The 16,901-nt window shown below is 60.8% G+C and carries 16 protein-coding genes; 5 read left to right on the forward strand and 11 right to left on the reverse strand.

The features are described from left to right. The first annotated feature begins 140 nt into the window (after positions 1 to 140). Positions 141 to 416: a DUF1294 domain-containing protein gene (locus J4D99_RS22155; RefSeq protein WP_370551401.1), complete on the forward strand. Its 276-nt coding sequence runs from the start codon at positions 141 to 143 to the stop codon at positions 414 to 416. Positions 417 to 443: 27 nt separating this feature from the next. Here the strand turns inward: J4D99_RS22155 and J4D99_RS05340 are convergent, their stop codons facing one another. The 9 genes from J4D99_RS05340 to J4D99_RS05375 all read right to left on the reverse strand — a co-directional run bounded on the left by J4D99_RS05340 (position 444) and on the right by J4D99_RS05375 (position 10,071). Further along, entirely contained in the window at positions 444 to 857 is a 414-nt protein-coding gene (locus J4D99_RS05340) for a hypothetical protein (RefSeq protein WP_208130682.1), read from the reverse strand. Positions 858 to 979: 122 nt separating this feature from the next. Then, entirely contained in the window at positions 980 to 4,645 is a 3,666-nt protein-coding gene (locus tag J4D99_RS05345) for an AAA domain-containing protein (protein ID WP_208130683.1), read from the reverse strand. A 51-nt stretch (positions 4,646 to 4,696) separates the two neighbouring features. After that, complete coding sequence (gene gpmA / locus J4D99_RS05350) at positions 4,697 to 5,425, reverse strand: 2,3-diphosphoglycerate-dependent phosphoglycerate mutase (RefSeq protein ID WP_208130684.1); 729 nt, start codon at positions 5,423 to 5,425, stop codon at positions 4,697 to 4,699. 176 nt (positions 5,426 to 5,601) lie between these two features. Continuing rightward, positions 5,602 to 6,168, reverse strand: coding sequence for a DUF2911 domain-containing protein (locus J4D99_RS05355; protein WP_236018534.1), 567 nt, complete (start codon positions 6,166 to 6,168; stop codon positions 5,602 to 5,604). 147 nt (positions 6,169 to 6,315) lie between these two features. Then, positions 6,316 to 6,798, reverse strand: coding sequence for a GNAT family N-acetyltransferase (locus J4D99_RS05360; protein ID WP_236018535.1), 483 nt, complete (start codon positions 6,796 to 6,798; stop codon positions 6,316 to 6,318). 31 nt (positions 6,799 to 6,829) lie between these two features. Beyond that, complete coding sequence (locus J4D99_RS05365) at positions 6,830 to 8,116, reverse strand: MFS transporter (RefSeq protein ID WP_208130685.1); 1,287 nt, start codon at positions 8,114 to 8,116, stop codon at positions 6,830 to 6,832. 318 nt (positions 8,117 to 8,434) lie between these two features. Continuing rightward, positions 8,435 to 8,995 (reverse strand): DapH/DapD/GlmU-related protein, encoded by a 561-nt coding sequence (locus J4D99_RS05370; protein WP_208130686.1) that lies wholly within the window; start codon positions 8,993 to 8,995, stop codon positions 8,435 to 8,437. A 52-nt stretch (positions 8,996 to 9,047) separates the two neighbouring features. Then, a complete protein-coding gene (locus tag J4D99_RS21970; RefSeq protein WP_255554993.1) occupies positions 9,048 to 9,179 on the reverse strand; it encodes a hypothetical protein in 132 nt (43 codons plus the stop codon). Positions 9,180 to 9,195: 16 nt separating this feature from the next. Beyond that, positions 9,196 to 10,071 (reverse strand): hypothetical protein, encoded by an 876-nt coding sequence (locus J4D99_RS05375; protein ID WP_208130687.1) that lies wholly within the window; start codon positions 10,069 to 10,071, stop codon positions 9,196 to 9,198. 135 nt (positions 10,072 to 10,206) lie between these two features. Between J4D99_RS05375 and J4D99_RS05380 the strand changes: the two genes are divergently transcribed. Further along, positions 10,207 to 11,784: an NAD(P)/FAD-dependent oxidoreductase gene (locus J4D99_RS05380; RefSeq protein WP_208130688.1), complete on the forward strand. Its 1,578-nt coding sequence runs from the start codon at positions 10,207 to 10,209 to the stop codon at positions 11,782 to 11,784. On the opposite strand, the gene J4D99_RS05385 is transcribed toward J4D99_RS05380, so the two are convergent. Further along, entirely contained in the window at positions 11,781 to 12,434 is a 654-nt protein-coding gene (locus J4D99_RS05385; RefSeq protein ID WP_208130689.1) for a sigma-70 family RNA polymerase sigma factor, read from the reverse strand. The genes J4D99_RS05380 and J4D99_RS05385 overlap by 4 nt on opposite strands. A 170-nt stretch (positions 12,435 to 12,604) precedes the next feature. Here J4D99_RS05385 and J4D99_RS05390 point away from each other — a divergent pair, with 170 nt between their 5' ends. Then, a complete protein-coding gene (locus J4D99_RS05390) occupies positions 12,605 to 13,015 on the forward strand; it encodes a DoxX family protein (protein WP_213019506.1) in 411 nt (136 codons plus the stop codon). A gap of 82 nt (positions 13,016 to 13,097) precedes the next feature. Further along, positions 13,098 to 13,472 carry a CoA-binding protein gene (locus tag J4D99_RS05395; RefSeq protein WP_208130690.1) on the forward strand — a complete coding sequence of 125 codons (375 nt, stop codon included), beginning with the start codon at positions 13,098 to 13,100 and terminating at the stop codon, positions 13,470 to 13,472. Between the two features lie 116 nt (positions 13,473 to 13,588). On the opposite strand, the gene J4D99_RS05400 is transcribed toward J4D99_RS05395, so the two are convergent. Further along, positions 13,589 to 15,094: a S8 family peptidase gene (locus J4D99_RS05400; RefSeq protein ID WP_208130691.1), complete on the reverse strand. Its 1,506-nt coding sequence runs from the start codon at positions 15,092 to 15,094 to the stop codon at positions 13,589 to 13,591. 351 nt (positions 15,095 to 15,445) lie between these two features. Here J4D99_RS05400 and J4D99_RS05405 point away from each other — a divergent pair, with 351 nt between their 5' ends. Then, positions 15,446 to 16,888, forward strand: coding sequence for an amidohydrolase (locus J4D99_RS05405; protein WP_208130692.1), 1,443 nt, complete (start codon positions 15,446 to 15,448; stop codon positions 16,886 to 16,888). Positions 16,889 to 16,901: the final 13 nt, after the last annotated feature.

Genomic DNA, 16,901 nt, shown 5'->3' on the forward strand with positions numbered 1-16,901 from the left:
ACGTCATGCAGACCGCTGGGAAGCATCTAGCTCGCGACGTTGGATTCGTACCCCTAGCAGCGCGAGCGAGATGCTTCGACAAGCTCAGCATGACGTGCTTTTAGAATTTTTAGAACACATTTCTTTTTTTCTTTACAAGCGTGATTTTACTAAGCTTGCTTTTTTTCAATGCGCTGTGCTTTCTCCTATTCTTCCTGGATAAGCAAAAAGCTCAGCGAGGCCAACGGCGCATTTCCGAAAAAACGCTGCACCTGGCTACCCTAGCGGGGGCGGCACCGGGCGCGTGGGCGGCTATTTTTCTGCTGCATCACAAAAACCGAAAAGCGGCTTTTTGGAGCGTTACCCTACTACTCACGCTGCTACAGGGTGTGGCTTTGTATTTTTTTATATCGCCGCAGTTTCGGGCCCCGGGCTAGTTGGCTACTGGCACGAGTTACGTTGTGTTAAACTCGCGCTAGTGAGCGGGTGTTTGTCGTAAAGAACACCCATAAGGCAAGAAAAAGGAATAGTATTCCTTCAACAACAAGCGTTGGGACTAACCCAACCAAATGATAAGGTTTTTGTAGATAATAGATAAACCAGTCCAACGCTCTGGAATGATAAAATCCGCTTCGACTAATTAAAATTGCTACTACAACTACACCAACAGGCAGCCAGTAACCCACCCTTGTACATCGAGCGATTATCGCAGATACTATCCACCCCACAAGATTTCCGGTTAGCCAAGCATAGCTATTACGCATATATAATTCAGAAACCCTTTCGCCTAGCCCTTGCCCAGGCTGCAATGGCATATGCTTTACTACGTCATTGCCGTATTTTTCATACGCATTGATAACATCAACATCGTGAAGCAAAAAAAGCCTTTTGGCTGCTAGTACTAATAGTACTGTAGCAAGAGAATGGGCAGCCCAGAGTAAGAGTTTTTTTCAACAGCTGCATTTATCATGGTAACTAATTATAATCTGTTAAACTACAGCTAGCATTCCACCCAGCCGCCACCATCCCGCACCCTAGCCAATAGGGCCGCATGGTGCGGGGCGCGCTGCAACACCTGCTCATTGCCCAGCAGCACTAGCTGCTGGCGCGCCCGCGTCACGGCCACGTTGAGCTTGCGGTCGACCTGGCCGGTTTCGTCGGGCGACACCATGAGCTCCAGCTGGTGCTCGTGGTGGCAGCAGAAGCTCACGACAATGACCTCGCGCTGCGAGCCCTGGTAGCGCTCCACGGTATCGACGCTGACCTGGGCTAGCGCGGGCAAGTCGTGCTCCTGGGCTAGCTGGGCCAGCCGCGCGCGGATGCGGGCCGCCTGGTTGCGGTAGCTGGCGATGATGCCCAACGTGGCGTCAGGGTCGAAGGCCGGGCCGTAGCCCTGCACCACGGCCAGGGCGGCACGGGCGGCCAGCTCGGCCTCATGGCTCGACTCCTTTTGTGAAAGGTCGTCGGGCTGGCGGCGGGTGGGCACAAACACCAGGCGCTGGCGGCGCAGGGCCTCGCCAAAGGCATCGGCGGGGCTAGCCGCGGGCCAGGCGCTGGGGTTGAGGCTGGCGTGCTGCCAGGGCGCGGGGCTGCGCAGTTGCCCGCCGTAGAAGTCGTCGTTGACGAGCACGGCCAAGTCGGCGTGGGCGCGGTACTGGTTGGCTAGGGTACCGTGGGCGTAGGGCCACTGCGCCTCGGCACGCCGGAAAAGGCGCTCGAAATATGAGTTGCGCAGGTTGGTGAGGCCCAGCTGCTCCCGCAGCAAATCGGCCACGGCGGGGGCCACGGCGCTGGTTTCAGCCTCTTGCGTCACTACGGCCGGCAGCTGGCGGTGGTCGCCGATGAGGATGAATTTCTTAGCCTTGGCCAGCAGCGCCAGCATGGGGCCTTCGAGCACCTGGCTGGCCTCGTCTACCACGGCCACGTCGAACTGCTTGAGCTGAAACAGCTCGGGCCGGCCCAGCAGGCTGCTGATAGTGCCCACGTAGAGCGGCGTGCTGGTGAGGCGCGCCCGCACCATCTGGCGGGTGGGCAGGTCGCGAATCATATTGTCGAGCAAGTACGGCCGGTAGGCCGGCGAGGTACCCAGCCGCGAGCCGATGCGAATAAACGGCAGCCCGGCATCCATCAACTGCTCGCAGATTTCGTCCACGGCGCGGTTGGTGTAGGCGGCCAGCAGCGTGCTTTTATCGTCGTTCACGAGGCGGATGGCCAGCTCGCGCAGCACCGAGCGGGTTTTACCGGTGCCCGGCGGGCCGCAGAGTACAAACCAATCGGGCGCGGCCAGGGCTCGGGCCACTACCTCGGGTGCGGCGGTGGCAGGCTGGGCCGTGGCAGCATCCCAACCCTGCGGCGGGCGCGGCGCGGTGCGGGCCAGCAGCTGGCGGCGGCGCCCGGCGGGCAAGCTCAGGAAAGCCGTAAGGCCCGCCCACTCGCGCCGGAAGGTGTCGTAGGTATCGGGCTCCAGGGCCCAGTGCGAGTGGCCGTGCAGGTAGCGCGGGGCCATGCGGCGGTTGCGCACGGCCAGCACCACGCGGCCATCAGCGCCGAGGTCTTCGGCTAGGGTCACTTTTACCACCTGTGCATCGAGAGCGCTGAGGGTCTTGGTATTGCTAGCTATGGAGTCGCCAGCATTTCCCGCGTTTGCACTTTCAGACACTCCCGCTAGCCCCTGCGCATCGACTATAGCACGGCGGCGCGGGTAGAGAATGAGTGTGTCGCCGGCCCGGAAGTTGACTTCACGGCCACCTGCGGGGCGCTGAAAAATGAGGTGAGGGCCGAGGCCATCGCGGGCATCGTCGGGCGCGTTGCTGTGGTCTTCGATAAGCTCCAGCTCGTCGAGCAGGCTGAAATTCTGGTGCTTGCGGGCCTGGGGTAAGAGCCAGAGGCCGGCCTGGCCACCGGCGTCGCCGGGGCGGCCTTCGTCGCCAAGCAGGGCTAGCCGCATTTCACGGGCCGCGAAGCGGGTTAATTCGAGGCAGTAGGCGCGCTCGGTGCGGTCGGCGGCGGCCCAGACGTTCGCGGTTTTTTCGGCCTTTTCGCGGTTGAAGGGTGGGATGGCGGCCAGGTTGGGGCGCAGCACGGGGGCTAGCAGGGCGGCCGTTTGGCCGGGGCCGGTGGCGCGGGCTAGTTGTAGCTCCAGGCCCACGAGCTGGTTGCGGGCGGCCAGCAGCTGGTCCACGAGGGCCAGGTTTTGGAGCACCGGGCGCACGGCGGGCTGGTCCTCAGCCGCATTAGAATACAAAATGCTGGTGCGGCCCCGGCCGGCGGTTTCGCCATCGGCTCCGAATACTGATTCTAATAGCAGACGATAGAGCTGGGCCTGGGCGGCGTGGTTGGTCCAGGGCTCGGCCACGGGCACTTTCACCGAGCTTTTGAGCTCCACGAGGTCGTAGCCGGTGGGGCTTTCGTGCAGCAGGTCGAGGCGGCCTTGCAGGCCGTAGGTAGCCGAGAGAAAAGTGGGTTCGAGAAAGCAATCGGCTAGCCGCAGGGGCTGCTGCTGGTAGCCGCTGCGCGAGCTGGTCGCGAAGCCCTGCTGGCGCGCCTGCCGCAGGGTGCGGTGGTGGCGGCGCAGGTCGTTCAGCAGCTCGGGCACGCCAGTGCGCGTCTGAAACTCGGGCAACGTGCTCAAGGTGAGCGGCTCGGCGCGAAAGAGCTTTTTAGTAAGAAAATGCTCGAGGTCGAAGTCGGGCTGGTTGCTGGTTGTTGCTTGTTGGTTGTTGGCTTCCTGGGTGGCGCTGGCTAGCTCGCTGCTAACCCGAAAGCCCTTGTGCGCGGCCCACTCGTGGCTCGCCGGCAGCCGGCCACCTGCTGCCGGGCTACTGTCCACTTGGCTAGCCGCGTGGCTCACTTCCTCATCGAGCAGGCGGTTAACGAGGTTCCCCACCACGAGCGAGCGCGAGGCTTCATCGGGCAAAAAATACTTGAGCAGCGCCAGCTCGGCATTGGTGCCATCGCGCTGGGCGCACTCGGCCAGGGTCGTAACGCTGATGAGGTAATCGGGCTCCAGCACCACGCGGCGCGGGCGCACACGGCCATCGGGCAGCAGCACGGGGCCGATGAGGTTGAGCGCCGGGTGCAGCGCAGCGGCGGGCAGCAGCAGGCTTTCGTAGGCGGGCGGCAGCTCCAACTGAAATGGGCCGGCCGGGCGGCCATCGGCGGGCACGCTCATTTCTACGGTGATGACGCCGCTGGGCAAGTCGGCGTGCACCACTTGCACCCGCCACACGGCGCGTGGGTCGGAGCTACTTTCGGGGCTAGCCACAGCGGGCAGCGCGGGCGTGGCGGCCGGCAGGTGAGCCTGGATTTCGGTGGGCACGGGCGGACGCGGGCCGGTGTAAGGCTCGCCCGTGAGGGCCCCCAGCAGCTCAGCCACAGCCATGAAGCCGGTGGCTACCTCGGCGGGGGTGCCAGGGTAGCTTTCGTGCAGCACGAGGTTGGCGGCCACGCGCAGGTCTTGCAGGCGGGCGCGCAGGCTGGGGTCCAGCTCCAGGGCGTAGCAGGCCCCGCCTATTGCCTGAAACAGGTTGCCGAACGGTGCTTTACGGCGCTTGTAGTCGGCCCGCAGCAGGCTTTCGAGCAGCTTGCGCAGGCGCGGCAGCTGGTCGGCGGGCGCGGCCGTGGGGTCGGCCAGGGTGGCGAGGCGGGCGTGGGGCGAGTCGGACAAAACGGCTAGGCGTAGGCTAAACTTAAAGGTAAGGCCAAGCCACACAACTAGCTATTTTGCCGCAGGGCTTGCGGCGGGCGCGGGGCCGTCCTCCTGCAAGTAGTAGTGCCGGATGCGGTTGAAATCCTCATCCAGCTCGTACACCAGCGGCACACCGGTGGGGATATCGAGGCTGGTCACTTCTTCATCGCTCAGGTGGTCGATGTACTGCACCAGGGCGCGCAGGCTGTTGCCGTGGGCGGCGATAATCACCTTCTGGTTGCGGCGCAGGGCGGCCATTATCTTCTCGGCCCAGAAGGGCATGACGCGGGCCAGCGTCTCGCTCAGGTTCTCGGTCAGCGGCAATTCGCGCGCGGTGAGGTGGGCGTAGCGCAGGTCGTGGCCGGGCCAGCGCGGGTCATCTTTGGTAATGGCCGGCGGGTGCGCGTGGGGCGAGCGCCGCCACTCCTGCACCTGCGCAGCGCCGTACCGGGCGGCGGTTTCGGCCTTGTTGAGGCCTTGCAGCGCACCGTAGAACCGCTCATTCAGCCGCCACGACTTCTGCACCGGAATCCAGAGCTGGTTCATGTTTTCGAGGGCGATGTCGAGCGTTTTGATGGCTCGCTTCAGCACCGACGTATAGCCGATATCGAAGGTGTAGCCGTGCTGCTGGAGTAGCTGGCCAGCACGGGCCGCCTGCTGCTTGCCCAGGTCCGAGAGGTCCACGTCGGTCCAGCCCGTAAAGCGATTTTCCTGGTTCCAGACGCTTTCGCCGTGGCGTAGGAGCACGAGTTTTTCCATAAGATGGAGGTTCTTTTATGAAGCAGAACGGCTTTTAAACAAAACAGACCGTCATGCGGAGCTTGCCGCAGCATCTTGCCCGAATCGTTAGGAAGGTGACCCTAGCGGCGCGGGAGAGCTGCTGCGGCAAGCTCCGCATGACGGTCTATGAAACTGGTGAAGCTGGACGAAAAAGGCTATTTCACCATAAAGGCGACTTCCGTCTTACCCCACATCAGGGCCACTTTGCCCGACTTATCGGCCGTGATGGTGAACTGCTCTACGGGGCTAGCCAGGGTCGTGGGCTTCACTTTCACGCGCAGCACGTCGTCGGCCGCTTTGTAGTCGTAGGCGCCCCACTGCTTGGCCGTTTTGTTGAAGATGATGGTCCACTCGGTGGCGCCGGGGATGGTGAACAGGCCGTAGGTGCCGGCGGCCAGTGCCTGGCCGTTGATTTTCACCGGCTTGCTCACCGTGAAGGTGGTGGCTTCGTTGGCACCGGTGCGCCATACTTCGCCCACGGGGGCTAGCGGCGATTTCTCGCCGAAGGCGGCGCGGCCCTTCAGCGAGGGCTTGCTATAGTCGATGGTGACCTCGGTGCCGTGCACGTCAGCTTTCGCTACGGCCGGCGGGCTCGGGCGCTTCGACTTGTCTTCGGGCATCTTGGTTTGGGTGGTCGCGGGCGTGGTGGCCTGGGCGTGGGCCGCGGTGGCACCGGCGAGCAGCGCGGCGCCGGCTAGGGCCGCGAGGGGAAAAAAGCGCATGGCTAGGGTGAAAAAAGGGTAGGTGAAATTGGTTGGAGCGATAAGTGCGAAGCCCGGTAATAAGTTTAACTAGCCACCTGGCACTGCACACTATTAAGTAGCCACTAAGTAGCCACGGCTGATTGATAAATTAATTTTCGCTAATCGCTAGTTCAATTTGTAGATAAACTCCGCTATTTCTGCTTGCCGGGCATTAGCGAAGCCGTAGTCAGTACCGATTTTTACAAAGCCACCCTTTTCCAGTACTCGCTGCGACCCTAGATTATCAAAGGCAACGCGGCCAATAATTGGTCTGGCTGCTTCTATAAGCAGAAATTTTTTTAGGGCCGCGGCGGCCACTCCTCGGCCCCAGAAGTGTCGGTCTATCCAGTAGGTGATTTCAGCTTTTTCCTCCACCTCAAATTTTGCAATGCTCCCCACGATGAGTTCATCAACCAGGATGGTTTGCATGTTGATGGCCGGGTCGCGTAGAAATCGGGTAAATTTTTCGACGTAAGCGTCCCGAGTCGCTTGGTCTTGTGGGGTGAATGCAGCCAGGTAGTTGGCTTCTGCATCAAGTTGAAACCGGAAGAAAAAATCCAGGTCGGGCTTTTCCGTTGGCCTAAGCTTTACTTGATTGATTAGCATCATATTGCGCAAGAATTAGCACCTAGTGCTCCTACTACATGTGCCCCCTGGCGCGGGTTTCGCCCATGCGCCAATACACGAGCAGCGAAATGAACGCGCAACCTGTCACATACCAATAGAAGTATTCGGCCACGCCCTGGTCTTTGGCCAGCAGCGCCAGGTACTCGGCCGTGCCGCCAAATAGGGCCGCCGTGAGCGCAAACGGCAGCCCCACCCCCAGCGCCCTAATGTGGGTTGGAAACAGCTCGGCCTTCACAATGGCCGAGATGCTGGTGTAGCCGCTCACCACAAAGAGCGCCGCAATAAGCAGCCCGAAGGCGCCCCACGCGCTAGTAGTGTGGGCCAGTGTGCGCAGCAGCGGCACCGTGCCCAGCGTGGCCCCGATGCCAAAAAACAGTAGCACCGGCCGCCGCCCCACCACGTCGGAAATGGCCCCTAGCAGCGGCTGAAACAGCAGCGCCACGGCCATCGCCCCAAACGAGATAAGGGTGGCCTGCTCCTTGGTGAAGCCGCTGGTGTTCACCAAAAACTTCTGGGCGTAGGTGGTGAAGGTGTAAAACGCCAGCGTGCCGCCCAGCGTGAGGCCCACCACGGTGAGCGTTTCGCGCGGGTAGGCCCGTAGCTGCTGCACAGCCGAGAGCCGGGCCGGCCGTTCGCTAGCCCCCTTAGCGGCTTTTTCCTGCTCAAAGGCGGCCGTTTCGCTCATGTGCGAGCGCAGGTACAGCGCCCCGATGGCCGCGCCGGCCCCAATCACAAACGGAATACGCCAGCCCCAGGCCGTCATTTCGGCGGGTGTAATAAACTGCTGCAACGTGAGTTGCACAATCAGCGCCAGCAGCTGCCCACCCATGAGCGTGAGGTACTGAAAGCTCGACCAGAAGCCCCGGTGGCGCTCGCCGGCCATCTCGCTGAGGTAGGTGGCCGAGGTGCCGTACTCGCCGCCCACGCTAATGCCTTGCAGCAGCCGGGCCAGCAGCAGCAGCGCGGGTGCCCCCAGCCCAATAGTGGCGTAGCCCGGCGCGCAGGCAATGAGCAGCGAGCCGCCCGCCATCAGTTGCACGCTCAGCAGCAGCGCCGCCCGCCGCCCATGCTTGTCGGCATAATTACCCAGAAACCCCGCCCCTAGCGGCCGCATCAAAAAGCCTACCGCGAAGATGGCCGCCGTATTCAGCAGCTGCGCCGTGGGGCTGGCCTTCGGAAAAAAGACGGGCGCGAAGTAGAGCGCAAACGCCGAGTAAGCGTACCAGTCGTACCACTCGACAAGGTTGCCGATGGAGCCGGAGACAATGGAGCGAAAGGGTGAGGCGGAATTAGCAGACATGCGCCAAAAGTAGCCCAGCACTGGCGCGAGTTTAGCGCAGCGTAACGCGTGACCAGCTTTGATGTGGAGGTTGTAGCCCCACTGCCGCGCCAGCAGCACTTAACAGAGGGAGGATAAAGCAACATTAGCAGCCGTTGCTTGCCAGATTGTGGCAGCTGAGGTTCAACCTCGTCTTCTTCGTTGTCACGAGTTATGCTGCGCTAAACTCGCGCCAGTGAAGGAGCTTGCCTACACCCGTCGTTGCACATCGCACGCCGGCCTCGTTCAACGCCGGGCGGGGGCTAGCCCCGCCCCTAGCTTATCTGTACATAGACCGCACTATGCTGCTTCAATGGTTTTCAGTACCCTAGCCGGAATGCCGCCCACGATAGTATTGGCCACCACGTCTTTGTGCACCACGGCGCCCGCCGCCACAATGGCGTTTTCGCCCACCGTGACGCCAGGCAGAATGGTAGCCGCTGCCCCTAACCAGGCGTTGCGCTTTATCAGCACCGGGCTCAGCAGCAGTTGCTGGCGCTGCGCGGGGTCGGTGGGGTGGTTTTCGGTGATGATGTTCACCTTGGGGCCAATCTGCACGTCGTCCTCAATCGTGATGCCGCCCAGGTCCAGCAGCGTGCAGGCGTGGTTGATGAAGACGTTTCGGCCAATCGTGATGTGCCGGCCGAAGTTCGTGTAAAACGGCACGAACACGGTCGTGCTGGCGGCTAGCTCGCGGCCTATCAACTCGCCCAGCAGCTGCCGAATCTGGTCGGTGCTCGTGGCGGCATTCAGCGCCGGCGACAGGCGCAACGCCCGGTTGATACCCTCCCACATGGCAGCAATTTCCGGGTCGTCCTTCCGAATCAGCCCGCCGGCTAGCATTCTCGCAAAAATATCCATCTGGTTTTCTTTGGTAAACTGGTAGGGCTTTGGCGCACTTGCTCTCGGCTGGCTACTGAATCGGCGGACCGGCCCCGGCCGCTAGCTCGCCGCCCGCCAGCAACCCCAGGCTGCCCGTAGCGGCTAGGGCCGCTGGGTGGCGGAGGGAGCGGAGAAGGCGGGCGCGTGGCGGGGAGGTGGGCATGGTAGCAGACAGCATGTTATTCCTCCCTACTATCAATCACTTCAAATTTATTATCCTCTAGCATTTGTTTGAACTCAGCTCTCGTCAAACTATCGGCAAGCCTGTAATGAAAGTGATGATAACCAAATTCTAGGTTGTAAAAATCTTTCGTTTGCTCGTAACCCAAGTTAATTATATTTTCCACAAAATCCTTAAATACCTCTTCGTCCTGAGTCTGCAATTGTATCTTTTTATGGTCATCAAGGGTTAATTTAGTTTGGCCCTTCAGAGCATAAACAACAATGGATAAGTACCCGTTTTCGACAGTATTTTTCTTTTGACTGCTTAAAAAAGCAATAATCGCACTCTTATTATTGAAATGCCTCGCCATCCAAAGTTCCGTTAACTCATTTTCCCAAAAATCTTTAACATATATACAGAACCCATCAACTTCTGGCAAAAATTCGATAGCATTGATTAAGACAGAAAACAGATTTTTCTTTTCAACAACTAACTCAAATTCAAAAACCCCGTTTTCATCTGCGTTGTAAGCAACAAATTTTTCCTTAATTAAATCGTAGTCATACTCGCCTTCAAAAACGCTTTTGACTATTCCAATCGGCGGGATAAAACTTTTATCAGGGTCGCTAAGTGAGAAGCTAAACATGGTTGGCCGCATGTAAACAGCGTCAGCTATTTCAACTAACTCTTCATTATCATCAATTTCCTCGAAATTACTAAGCAATGATGCTTCTGTCAGATTATGATTCGTAAAGCCGTATTCCAGTGAAGCTTTTATTGCTTTATCTAAGGCATCACCTAAATGACTACCGTAAGCATAAAAATTTCCAAAAACGCCAGTATCAGCGTCTTGTTCACCGTCAATCATTAAATACCAAAGCTTATCTTCCATCTTTTTCTATCATGAATTTCTCAATCTGCATTATAGCATCTATTCCGACTGGCTAGCCACAAGTATACGCCACCCATCCCGCCCCCCATCGTAAATTTGCGCTTGCTTAACGGCTAACTCCCGTTCGCCTGCTTTATGAAACAAGAACTAGACCTGGCCCTCGCCCCCGAGGTAGCCTACGACGAGCTGGCCCGCTACGAGGCCATTCTGGCCGCCGCCGGCCTGCGCCCCGGCGAAGCCGATTTTGTGCACATCCGCAAGCGCTCGCTCGATGCGCGGGGCCGCCGGCCGCTGGTGCGCCTGAAGGTGGACATCTACGACCGGGCTAGCCCCGCTCCTGCCCGCGACCTGCTGGGGCCGTGGTTTGAGTACCCCGATGTGCGTCAGGCGCGACGCCGGGTCATTATTGTAGGGGCCGGGCCGGCGGGTCTGTTCGCAGCGCTGCGCTGCATCGAGCTGGGCATCAAACCTATCGTGCTGGAGCGCGGCAAGGACGTGCGCACCCGCCGCCGCGACCTGGCTGCTCTTAATAAGGAGCACCTTGTGAACCCCGACTCAAACTACTGCTTTGGCGAGGGCGGCGCGGGCACCTACTCCGATGGCAAGCTCTACACCCGCGCCACCAAGCGCGGCGACGTGGGCCGCATCCTGCGCCGGCTGGTGCAGCACGGCGCCACCCCCGATATCCTAGTCGATGCTCACCCCCACATCGGCACCAACAAGCTACCCGCCGTAGTGCAGAGCCTGCGCGACGCCGTGCTCGAAGCCGGCGGTGAGGTACGGTTTGAAACGCGGGTTGAGGATTTAATCCTGGAAAGCCACCACCTGCGTGGCGTAGTCACGCACACCGGTGAGGCCATCGAGGCCGAGGCTACGGTACTAGCCACCGGCCACTCGGCCCGCGACATCTACGAGCTGCTGCACCGGCGCGGGGTGCTTATCGAGGCCAAGCCCTTCGCGCTAGGGGTTCGCGTGGAGCACCCGCAAGCACTTATCGACGCGGCCCAGTATGGGCGGCCCGAGCGCGGCCTGCTGCCGGCGGCCAGCTACGCGCTGGTCGAGCAAACCAAGGTGCGCGATGCCCAGCGCGGCGTGTTCTCGTTTTGCATGTGCCCGGGCGGGTTCATTGTGCCGGCGGCCACCGCGCCCGGTGAGGTAGTGGTAAACGGCATGAGCCCCAGCCGCCGCGACTCGCGCTTTGCCAACTCGGGCATCGTGGCCGCCGTGGAGCTGGCCGATATGGACGTGGCCCGGCACGGCGTGCTGGCCGGCCTGCGCTTGCAGCAGGAAATAGAGCAGCGTGCGTGCCAACTGGCGGGTGGCACCCAGCTAGCCCCCGCCCAGCGCCTCGGCGACTTCCTGCAGAAGAAGCTCTCCCCCAGCCTCCTCGAAACCAGCTACCAGCCCGGCCTCATGAGCGTGGAGATGGACGCCGTGCTCGGCCCCACGCTCAGCGAGCGGCTGCGCCAAGGCTTCCGCGCTTTCGGCCGCAAGATTCCCGATTTCGCCACCAACGCGGCCCAGATTGTGGGCGTCGAGAGCCGCACCTCGTCGCCCGTCCGCATCCCGCGCGATAATCATACCCTGGCTCACCCCATCGTGACGGGCCTTTACCCCTGCGGCGAGGGGGCGGGCTACGCGGGCGGCATCGTGAGCGCCGCCATGGATGGCGAGCGCGTGGCCGAGGCCCTAGCGGCAACCATAGGGCGCTAGGCCGCTTGCCTACGCGGCAGGTCGGCCAGATGCGCCAGCACCTGGCGCACCATGCGCGTGCAGCGCGCGCCCAGATACGTGAAAGTATGCTGGGGCGCAAAGCCGACGAGGTAGGCACGCAGGCGTTCGCGGGCGCGTAGCAGGCGCACTTTCACGTTGGGCTCGCTCAGCTGCAGGTAGGCGGCGGTGCCGGCCACGCTCAGGCCCTCTACTTCGCGAAGCACAAACACACTGCGGTACTTGGCGGGCAGGGCTTGCATGGCGGCCTCCAGGGCCTCGCGTAGCTCTTCATTTAGAACGGTTTGCAGAGGGGTAGGGCCGGTGGCGCGCGGCTCAGCTTCTTCGGCGGCAGGGGCATTCAGGTCGGTGAGGCGCTGCTGGCGGCGCCGGTCCAGCAAGCACTCATTGAGCATGATGCGCGTCAGCCAGGTAGCAAAGCTCGCGCGTCCCTCAAAGGTCGCGAGCTGTAGGTAGGCCTTGACCCAGGCGCTTTGCATGGCTTCTTCTACGGCGGTGGGCTCACCGAGCACGGCCACGCCTGCGCGGTACAGGCGCTGGTTGTAGCGGCGCATGAGTAGCTCAAAGAGCTGCTTCTCGCCAGCGAGCACCCGGCTGATGACTTCAGAATCGGAAAGGGGGGCGTAGGGCATGGGTACCAGCTGGGGTAGCATTGGGAAAGCGTGGGGGTGATGCGGCACGGCCGTGGTTGATTGGATGCGCTAGCCCACGCGTTGGTTACAAAAAAATACATCTTAATTTCTGTAACCCCGGGGCTGGGTAGCACATCCAATGGCAACAATCCCTTTCACCCCTTTCAGCCATGTTACCCTCCCCCAATCTTCCTTACGCCGCTACGGCCGACCACGCCGCTAGCCCCACCCACACCGTAGTGCGGGTGCTCACCCTTACGTATGGCCTGGTGCCTATTGTGGCCGGCCTCGACAAATTCACCAACTTGCTGACCAACTGGGAAGCCTACCTCGCGCCCAATCAGGTACGGCTGCTGCCGGTAGCGGCCCCTGCGTTTATGCACCTGGTCGGCATCATCGAAGTAGTGGCTGGTATTTTGGTGCTGCTGCGCCCGCGCATTGGGGCATGGGTGGTCATGGGCTGGCTGATTGCCATCGCTTTGACCCTGGTGTCGGGGGGCCATTACTTCGACGTGGCCGTGCGCGACTTGGTTATGGCTATCGGGGCCTGGTCGTTGGCTTACCTGTGCCAGCGCTCCTAGCGCCGGCTGAACCCAACACCCCACTGCATAGTTGTTGCGTACTACAGGGCCAAGATAAGCTAGCTTGTACCCTGCACTACCTATGGATTCCAGCAAAAAAACCTTGGTTCTCGGCGCTACCGACAACCCCGACCGCTACGCCTACCGGGCGGTGCATCAACTCAAACGCCACGGCCACGAAGTAGTGCCGGTGGGCATTCGCAAAGGCCAGGTAGCAGGCCTCGATATTCATACCGACCGCCCACAGGAAACTGATATCGACACCGTGACGCTCTACGTAGGCCCGCAAAACCAGCCCGGCTGGTACGACTATATCCTGAGTCTTAAGCCCCGGCGCATCATCTTTAACCCCGGCACCGAAAACCCTGAGCTTGAGCAAAAGGCCCAGGCCCAAGGCATTATGACCGAAGAAGCCTGCACGCTGGTTATGCTGAGCGTGGGGCAGTACGATAAATAGGCGGGCTACAGCCTGGCTTAGCGATGGGTAGGTCCCCTCTAAACAAACGAGCCCGGACAGGGAAGCGGTAGTAGTACCGCCTCACCGTCCGGGCTCTTTTTTGCCTAAGGCTAGCCCTAGTTGGGCTGCGCTACGGCGCGGTAGGCGTTTACGCGGCCATAGCCGTAGTAGGGGTCACGGCCGGGCTTGCCCAAGTCGTCGGCCGAGGCACGCAGGGCGGCTTCTACCCTGGCCGGGTCCATGTTGCCGCCGTTTTTGCCGATGATGAGGGCGGCTACACCGGTGGCGTGCGGGGTGGCCATGCTGGTGCCGGCAGCCCAGGTATAGTAAGCACGCGGCACGCCATTAACTTTCAACACGCGACCCGTACTCAGCACCATATCCAGGGCCCACACGTACTGGCGCACGCCGCGGAAGATGACTATCTCATTGCCGGGATACGCAAAATCGCCACCGGGCGCGGCAAACGTGACGGCCGGCGTGCCGTAGTTAGAATACGAGGCAAAGCGGTCCAGATTGGCGGTGAGGGGGGCTAGCGCCCAGCCAATGGGGGCCGTGGCCGAGATGGAGATAACACCCGTGGCATCGGCCGGAATGTTGACCAGCGACTTATCCTGGTTGCCGTTATTGGCATCGTTGCCAGCCGCGGCAATCAGGGTTACCCCATTTTTAGTAGCGTAGCTCGTGGCTTTGCTCAGGGCCACCAGCAATTCCTGAATGGCCTTAGTGTCATTCACCACATTGCCCGCGTCGTCGATATACTTATCGTGGTGCGGAATGGCGGCGCCCAGGCTCATATTAATCACGTCGGCGTGCTGCTGCGTGGCGTACACAATGCCCTGAATCAGCCAGGAGAACGAGCCCGAGCCGGCGTCGCCCAATACTTTCACCAGCAAGAGCTTAGCCTGAGGCGCAATACCGATAACGCCGATATTGTTATCGACAGCAGCAATGGTGCCGGCCGTGTGCGTGCCATGGCTGAACGCTAAGGAGCCGCCGGCAAACTGTGCTGATTCGCCAGGCACAAACGACATGCTGCCCAAGATGTTAGGTTTTAAGTCCGGGTGGTTTAGCTCAAAGCCGCCATCGAGGTCGGCCACGAGTACTCCCTGGCCCTGGTTACCCGTATTCCAGGCCTCGGGGGCTTGTATGGCGGTAGCGCCCCACTGCAGCGGAAATAGCGGATTGCTGTCGCCGGTGCTCGACGGGTTCACATTGTCGGAGGCCTGCTCGGCCACGCGACTCTGCTGGGGCTCAAAGCCCTGATAAGTGAAGTCGTGCACTACCGACCGCACGCCTGAGATTTTAGCGGCTTTCGTTGCAAAATCAGGGTCATCTGACGTTGCAATGGCCAGGCCAACCTCTTGCAAGTGGCTCGTTACTTTGCCATTAGCCGCTGTCGTTAGGGCTTCAATATTGCCCGGCAGCTGGTCGCCGGAGGCAATAATAATGTATTGCTTGGCCCGCAGCACAAAGCCAGCCGAAGCCTGGGCATCTTGCTGGGTAGTGCTGGCATTGAGGCTAGCCGTGGGGGTTGGCGTTTCTTTGGTGCAGCTGAAGGTACCGAGCAGGCCCAGGCCTAGCAGCGGGAGAAACGAACGCGCGGAAAAATGTTGGGTCATGTGGGTGGGAAAAAGGAGTTAATTGATTACTACAGCTACTTTTACTGCTCACAGCTGTGCGTCAAATGTATAGAATTAATTCTTACTTCATCTCGGTAACTTCATAATATTTCACAAATTTTTTCTACCAGGTTTCTATCTATGCCAGGTTCAGCAAAGCATTATTTTGCCGCTGAAATTTCCCTTATTGCATATACCACTTACAATAAGCTTGGCGAGCCGCTTTACTGCGGAGCTTGCTCTTTTCCGCAAATCGCCCGCTAGCCTACCCTAACGATGCTGGTTACTTGTCTTTCGCTTAGTTTACGGGCCCCTTCATCGCCACTTACTCAGTCTTCTACCTTACTACCCATGACGAAATCTTACTTACTCGGGCTGCTGAGTGCCGGGCTGCTGGCCTTTCGGCCCGCCTTGCCGGGCCCGCCGGCCGAGCCGCTCAAAGCGGAGGCTAGCCAGGACCTGCAGGCCCACTATGCCGACTACCGCCAGCTGGCCCAGCGCATCTGGGGCTTTGCAGAGGTGGGCTACAAAGAAACCCAGAGCTCGGCGCTGCTGCAGAAAACGCTGCGCGACAATGGCTTTGCGGTGCAGGCGGGCGTTGCGGGCATCCCCACGGCGTTTGTGGCTACCTATGGCAGCGGCCAGCCAGTGATTGGCGTGCTGGCCGAGTATGATGCGCTGCCAGGGCTAGCCCAGCAGGCGGTGGCCACCAAGACGCCCATTGCCGGCCAGGGCGCCGGCCACGGCTGCGGCCACAACCTGTTTGGCACGGCGAGCGTGGCAACGGGCCTCGAAATCAAGAAGCTACTGAAAGAAGGCAAGCTGCACGGCACCATTAAAGTATTTGGCTGCCCGGCCGAGGAAGGCGGCAGCGGCAAGGTATACCTGGTGCGCGAAGGCCTTTTCAAAGGCGTGGATGCCGTGCTGCACTGGCACCCCAGCAGCGAAAACGCCACGATGGTGGGCAAGTACATTGCCAATAGCTCGGCCAAGTTTCGGTTTCACGGCGTGGCTGCGCACGCCGCTGCGGCCCCCGAGCGCGGCCGCAGCGCCCTCGACGGCGTGGAGGCCATGGACAACATGGTGAACATGATGCGCGAGCACGTGCCCCAGGAAACGCGCATTCACTATGTTATCACCAATGGCGGCAAGGCCCCCAACGTAGTGCCTGACTTTGCCGAGGTCTATTACTACGTACGCCACCCCAACCGGGCCGACGTGCAGGCCGTGTTTGAGCGCGTGGTGAAGGCCGCCGAGGGCGCCGCGCTGGGCACTGGCACGACGATGGACTATGAAATAGTAGGCGGCACCCACGACCTGCTCATCAATGAAACGCTGGCCCATGCCCTGCAAGCCAACCTGGAGCAGGTGGGCGGCGTGACCTACACTGCCCCGGAAGCGGCCTTCGGCCAGCAGATTCAGCAGTCGCTGGGTGTGCCCGCGCCGCCGGTGGCCCAGGCCGCGCAGGTAGAGCCCTACCGGGCCCGCGACCTGGGCGGCAGCAGCGACGTGGGCGACGTGAGCTACGTGGTGCCCACCGTGGGCCTCACGGCCGCCACCTGGATACCCGGCACCCCTGCCCACAGCTGGCAGGCCGTGGCGTGCAGCGGCCTCGAAGTAGGTAGCAAAGGCATGATGGTAGCCGCCAAAACCATGACCCTCACCGCCATCGACCTCTTCACTAGCCCCGAGCTGGTGGCCAAAGCCAAAGAAGAGCTCAAGCAGAAGGTGGGCAGCTACGTGTACAAACCCCTGCTCGGCGACCGCAAGCCGGCTCTGAATTACCGCGACTAGCGCGCGGCTTTTT

Origin of the sequence: Hymenobacter sp. BT559, assembly GCF_017571525.1 — a bacterium.
Taxonomy (GTDB): Bacteria; Bacteroidota; Bacteroidia; order Cytophagales; family Hymenobacteraceae; genus Hymenobacter; species Hymenobacter ginsengisoli.

Excerpts from the sequence above, each read along its gene's own strand:
- J4D99_RS05395 (WP_208130690.1), top strand. The coding sequence starts at position 13,098 with ATGGATTCCAGCAAAAAAACCTTGGTTCTCGGCGCTACCGACAACCCC.
- J4D99_RS05405 (WP_208130692.1), top strand. The coding sequence starts at position 15,446 with ATGACGAAATCTTACTTACTCGGGCTGCTGAGTGCCGGGCTGCTGGCC.
- J4D99_RS05360 (WP_236018535.1), bottom strand. The coding sequence starts at position 6,798 with ATGATGCTAATCAATCAAGTAAAGCTTAGGCCAACGGAAAAGCCCGAC.
- J4D99_RS05400 (WP_208130691.1), bottom strand. The coding sequence starts at position 15,094 with ATGACCCAACATTTTTCCGCGCGTTCGTTTCTCCCGCTGCTAGGCCTG.
- J4D99_RS05390 (WP_213019506.1), top strand. The coding sequence starts at position 12,605 with ATGTTACCCTCCCCCAATCTTCCTTACGCCGCTACGGCCGACCACGCC.
- J4D99_RS05380 (WP_208130688.1), top strand. The coding sequence starts at position 10,207 with ATGAAACAAGAACTAGACCTGGCCCTCGCCCCCGAGGTAGCCTACGAC.
- J4D99_RS05375 (WP_208130687.1), bottom strand. The coding sequence starts at position 10,071 with ATGGAAGATAAGCTTTGGTATTTAATGATTGACGGTGAACAAGACGCT.
- J4D99_RS05365 (WP_208130685.1), bottom strand. The coding sequence starts at position 8,116 with ATGTCTGCTAATTCCGCCTCACCCTTTCGCTCCATTGTCTCCGGCTCC.
- J4D99_RS21970 (WP_255554993.1), bottom strand. The coding sequence starts at position 9,179 with ATGCCCACCTCCCCGCCACGCGCCCGCCTTCTCCGCTCCCTCCGCCAC.
- J4D99_RS05370 (WP_208130686.1), bottom strand. The coding sequence starts at position 8,995 with ATGGATATTTTTGCGAGAATGCTAGCCGGCGGGCTGATTCGGAAGGAC.
- gpmA (WP_208130684.1), bottom strand. The coding sequence starts at position 5,425 with ATGGAAAAACTCGTGCTCCTACGCCACGGCGAAAGCGTCTGGAACCAG.
- J4D99_RS05385 (WP_208130689.1), bottom strand. The coding sequence starts at position 12,434 with ATGCCCTACGCCCCCCTTTCCGATTCTGAAGTCATCAGCCGGGTGCTC.
- J4D99_RS05355 (WP_236018534.1), bottom strand. The coding sequence starts at position 6,168 with ATGCGCTTTTTTCCCCTCGCGGCCCTAGCCGGCGCCGCGCTGCTCGCC.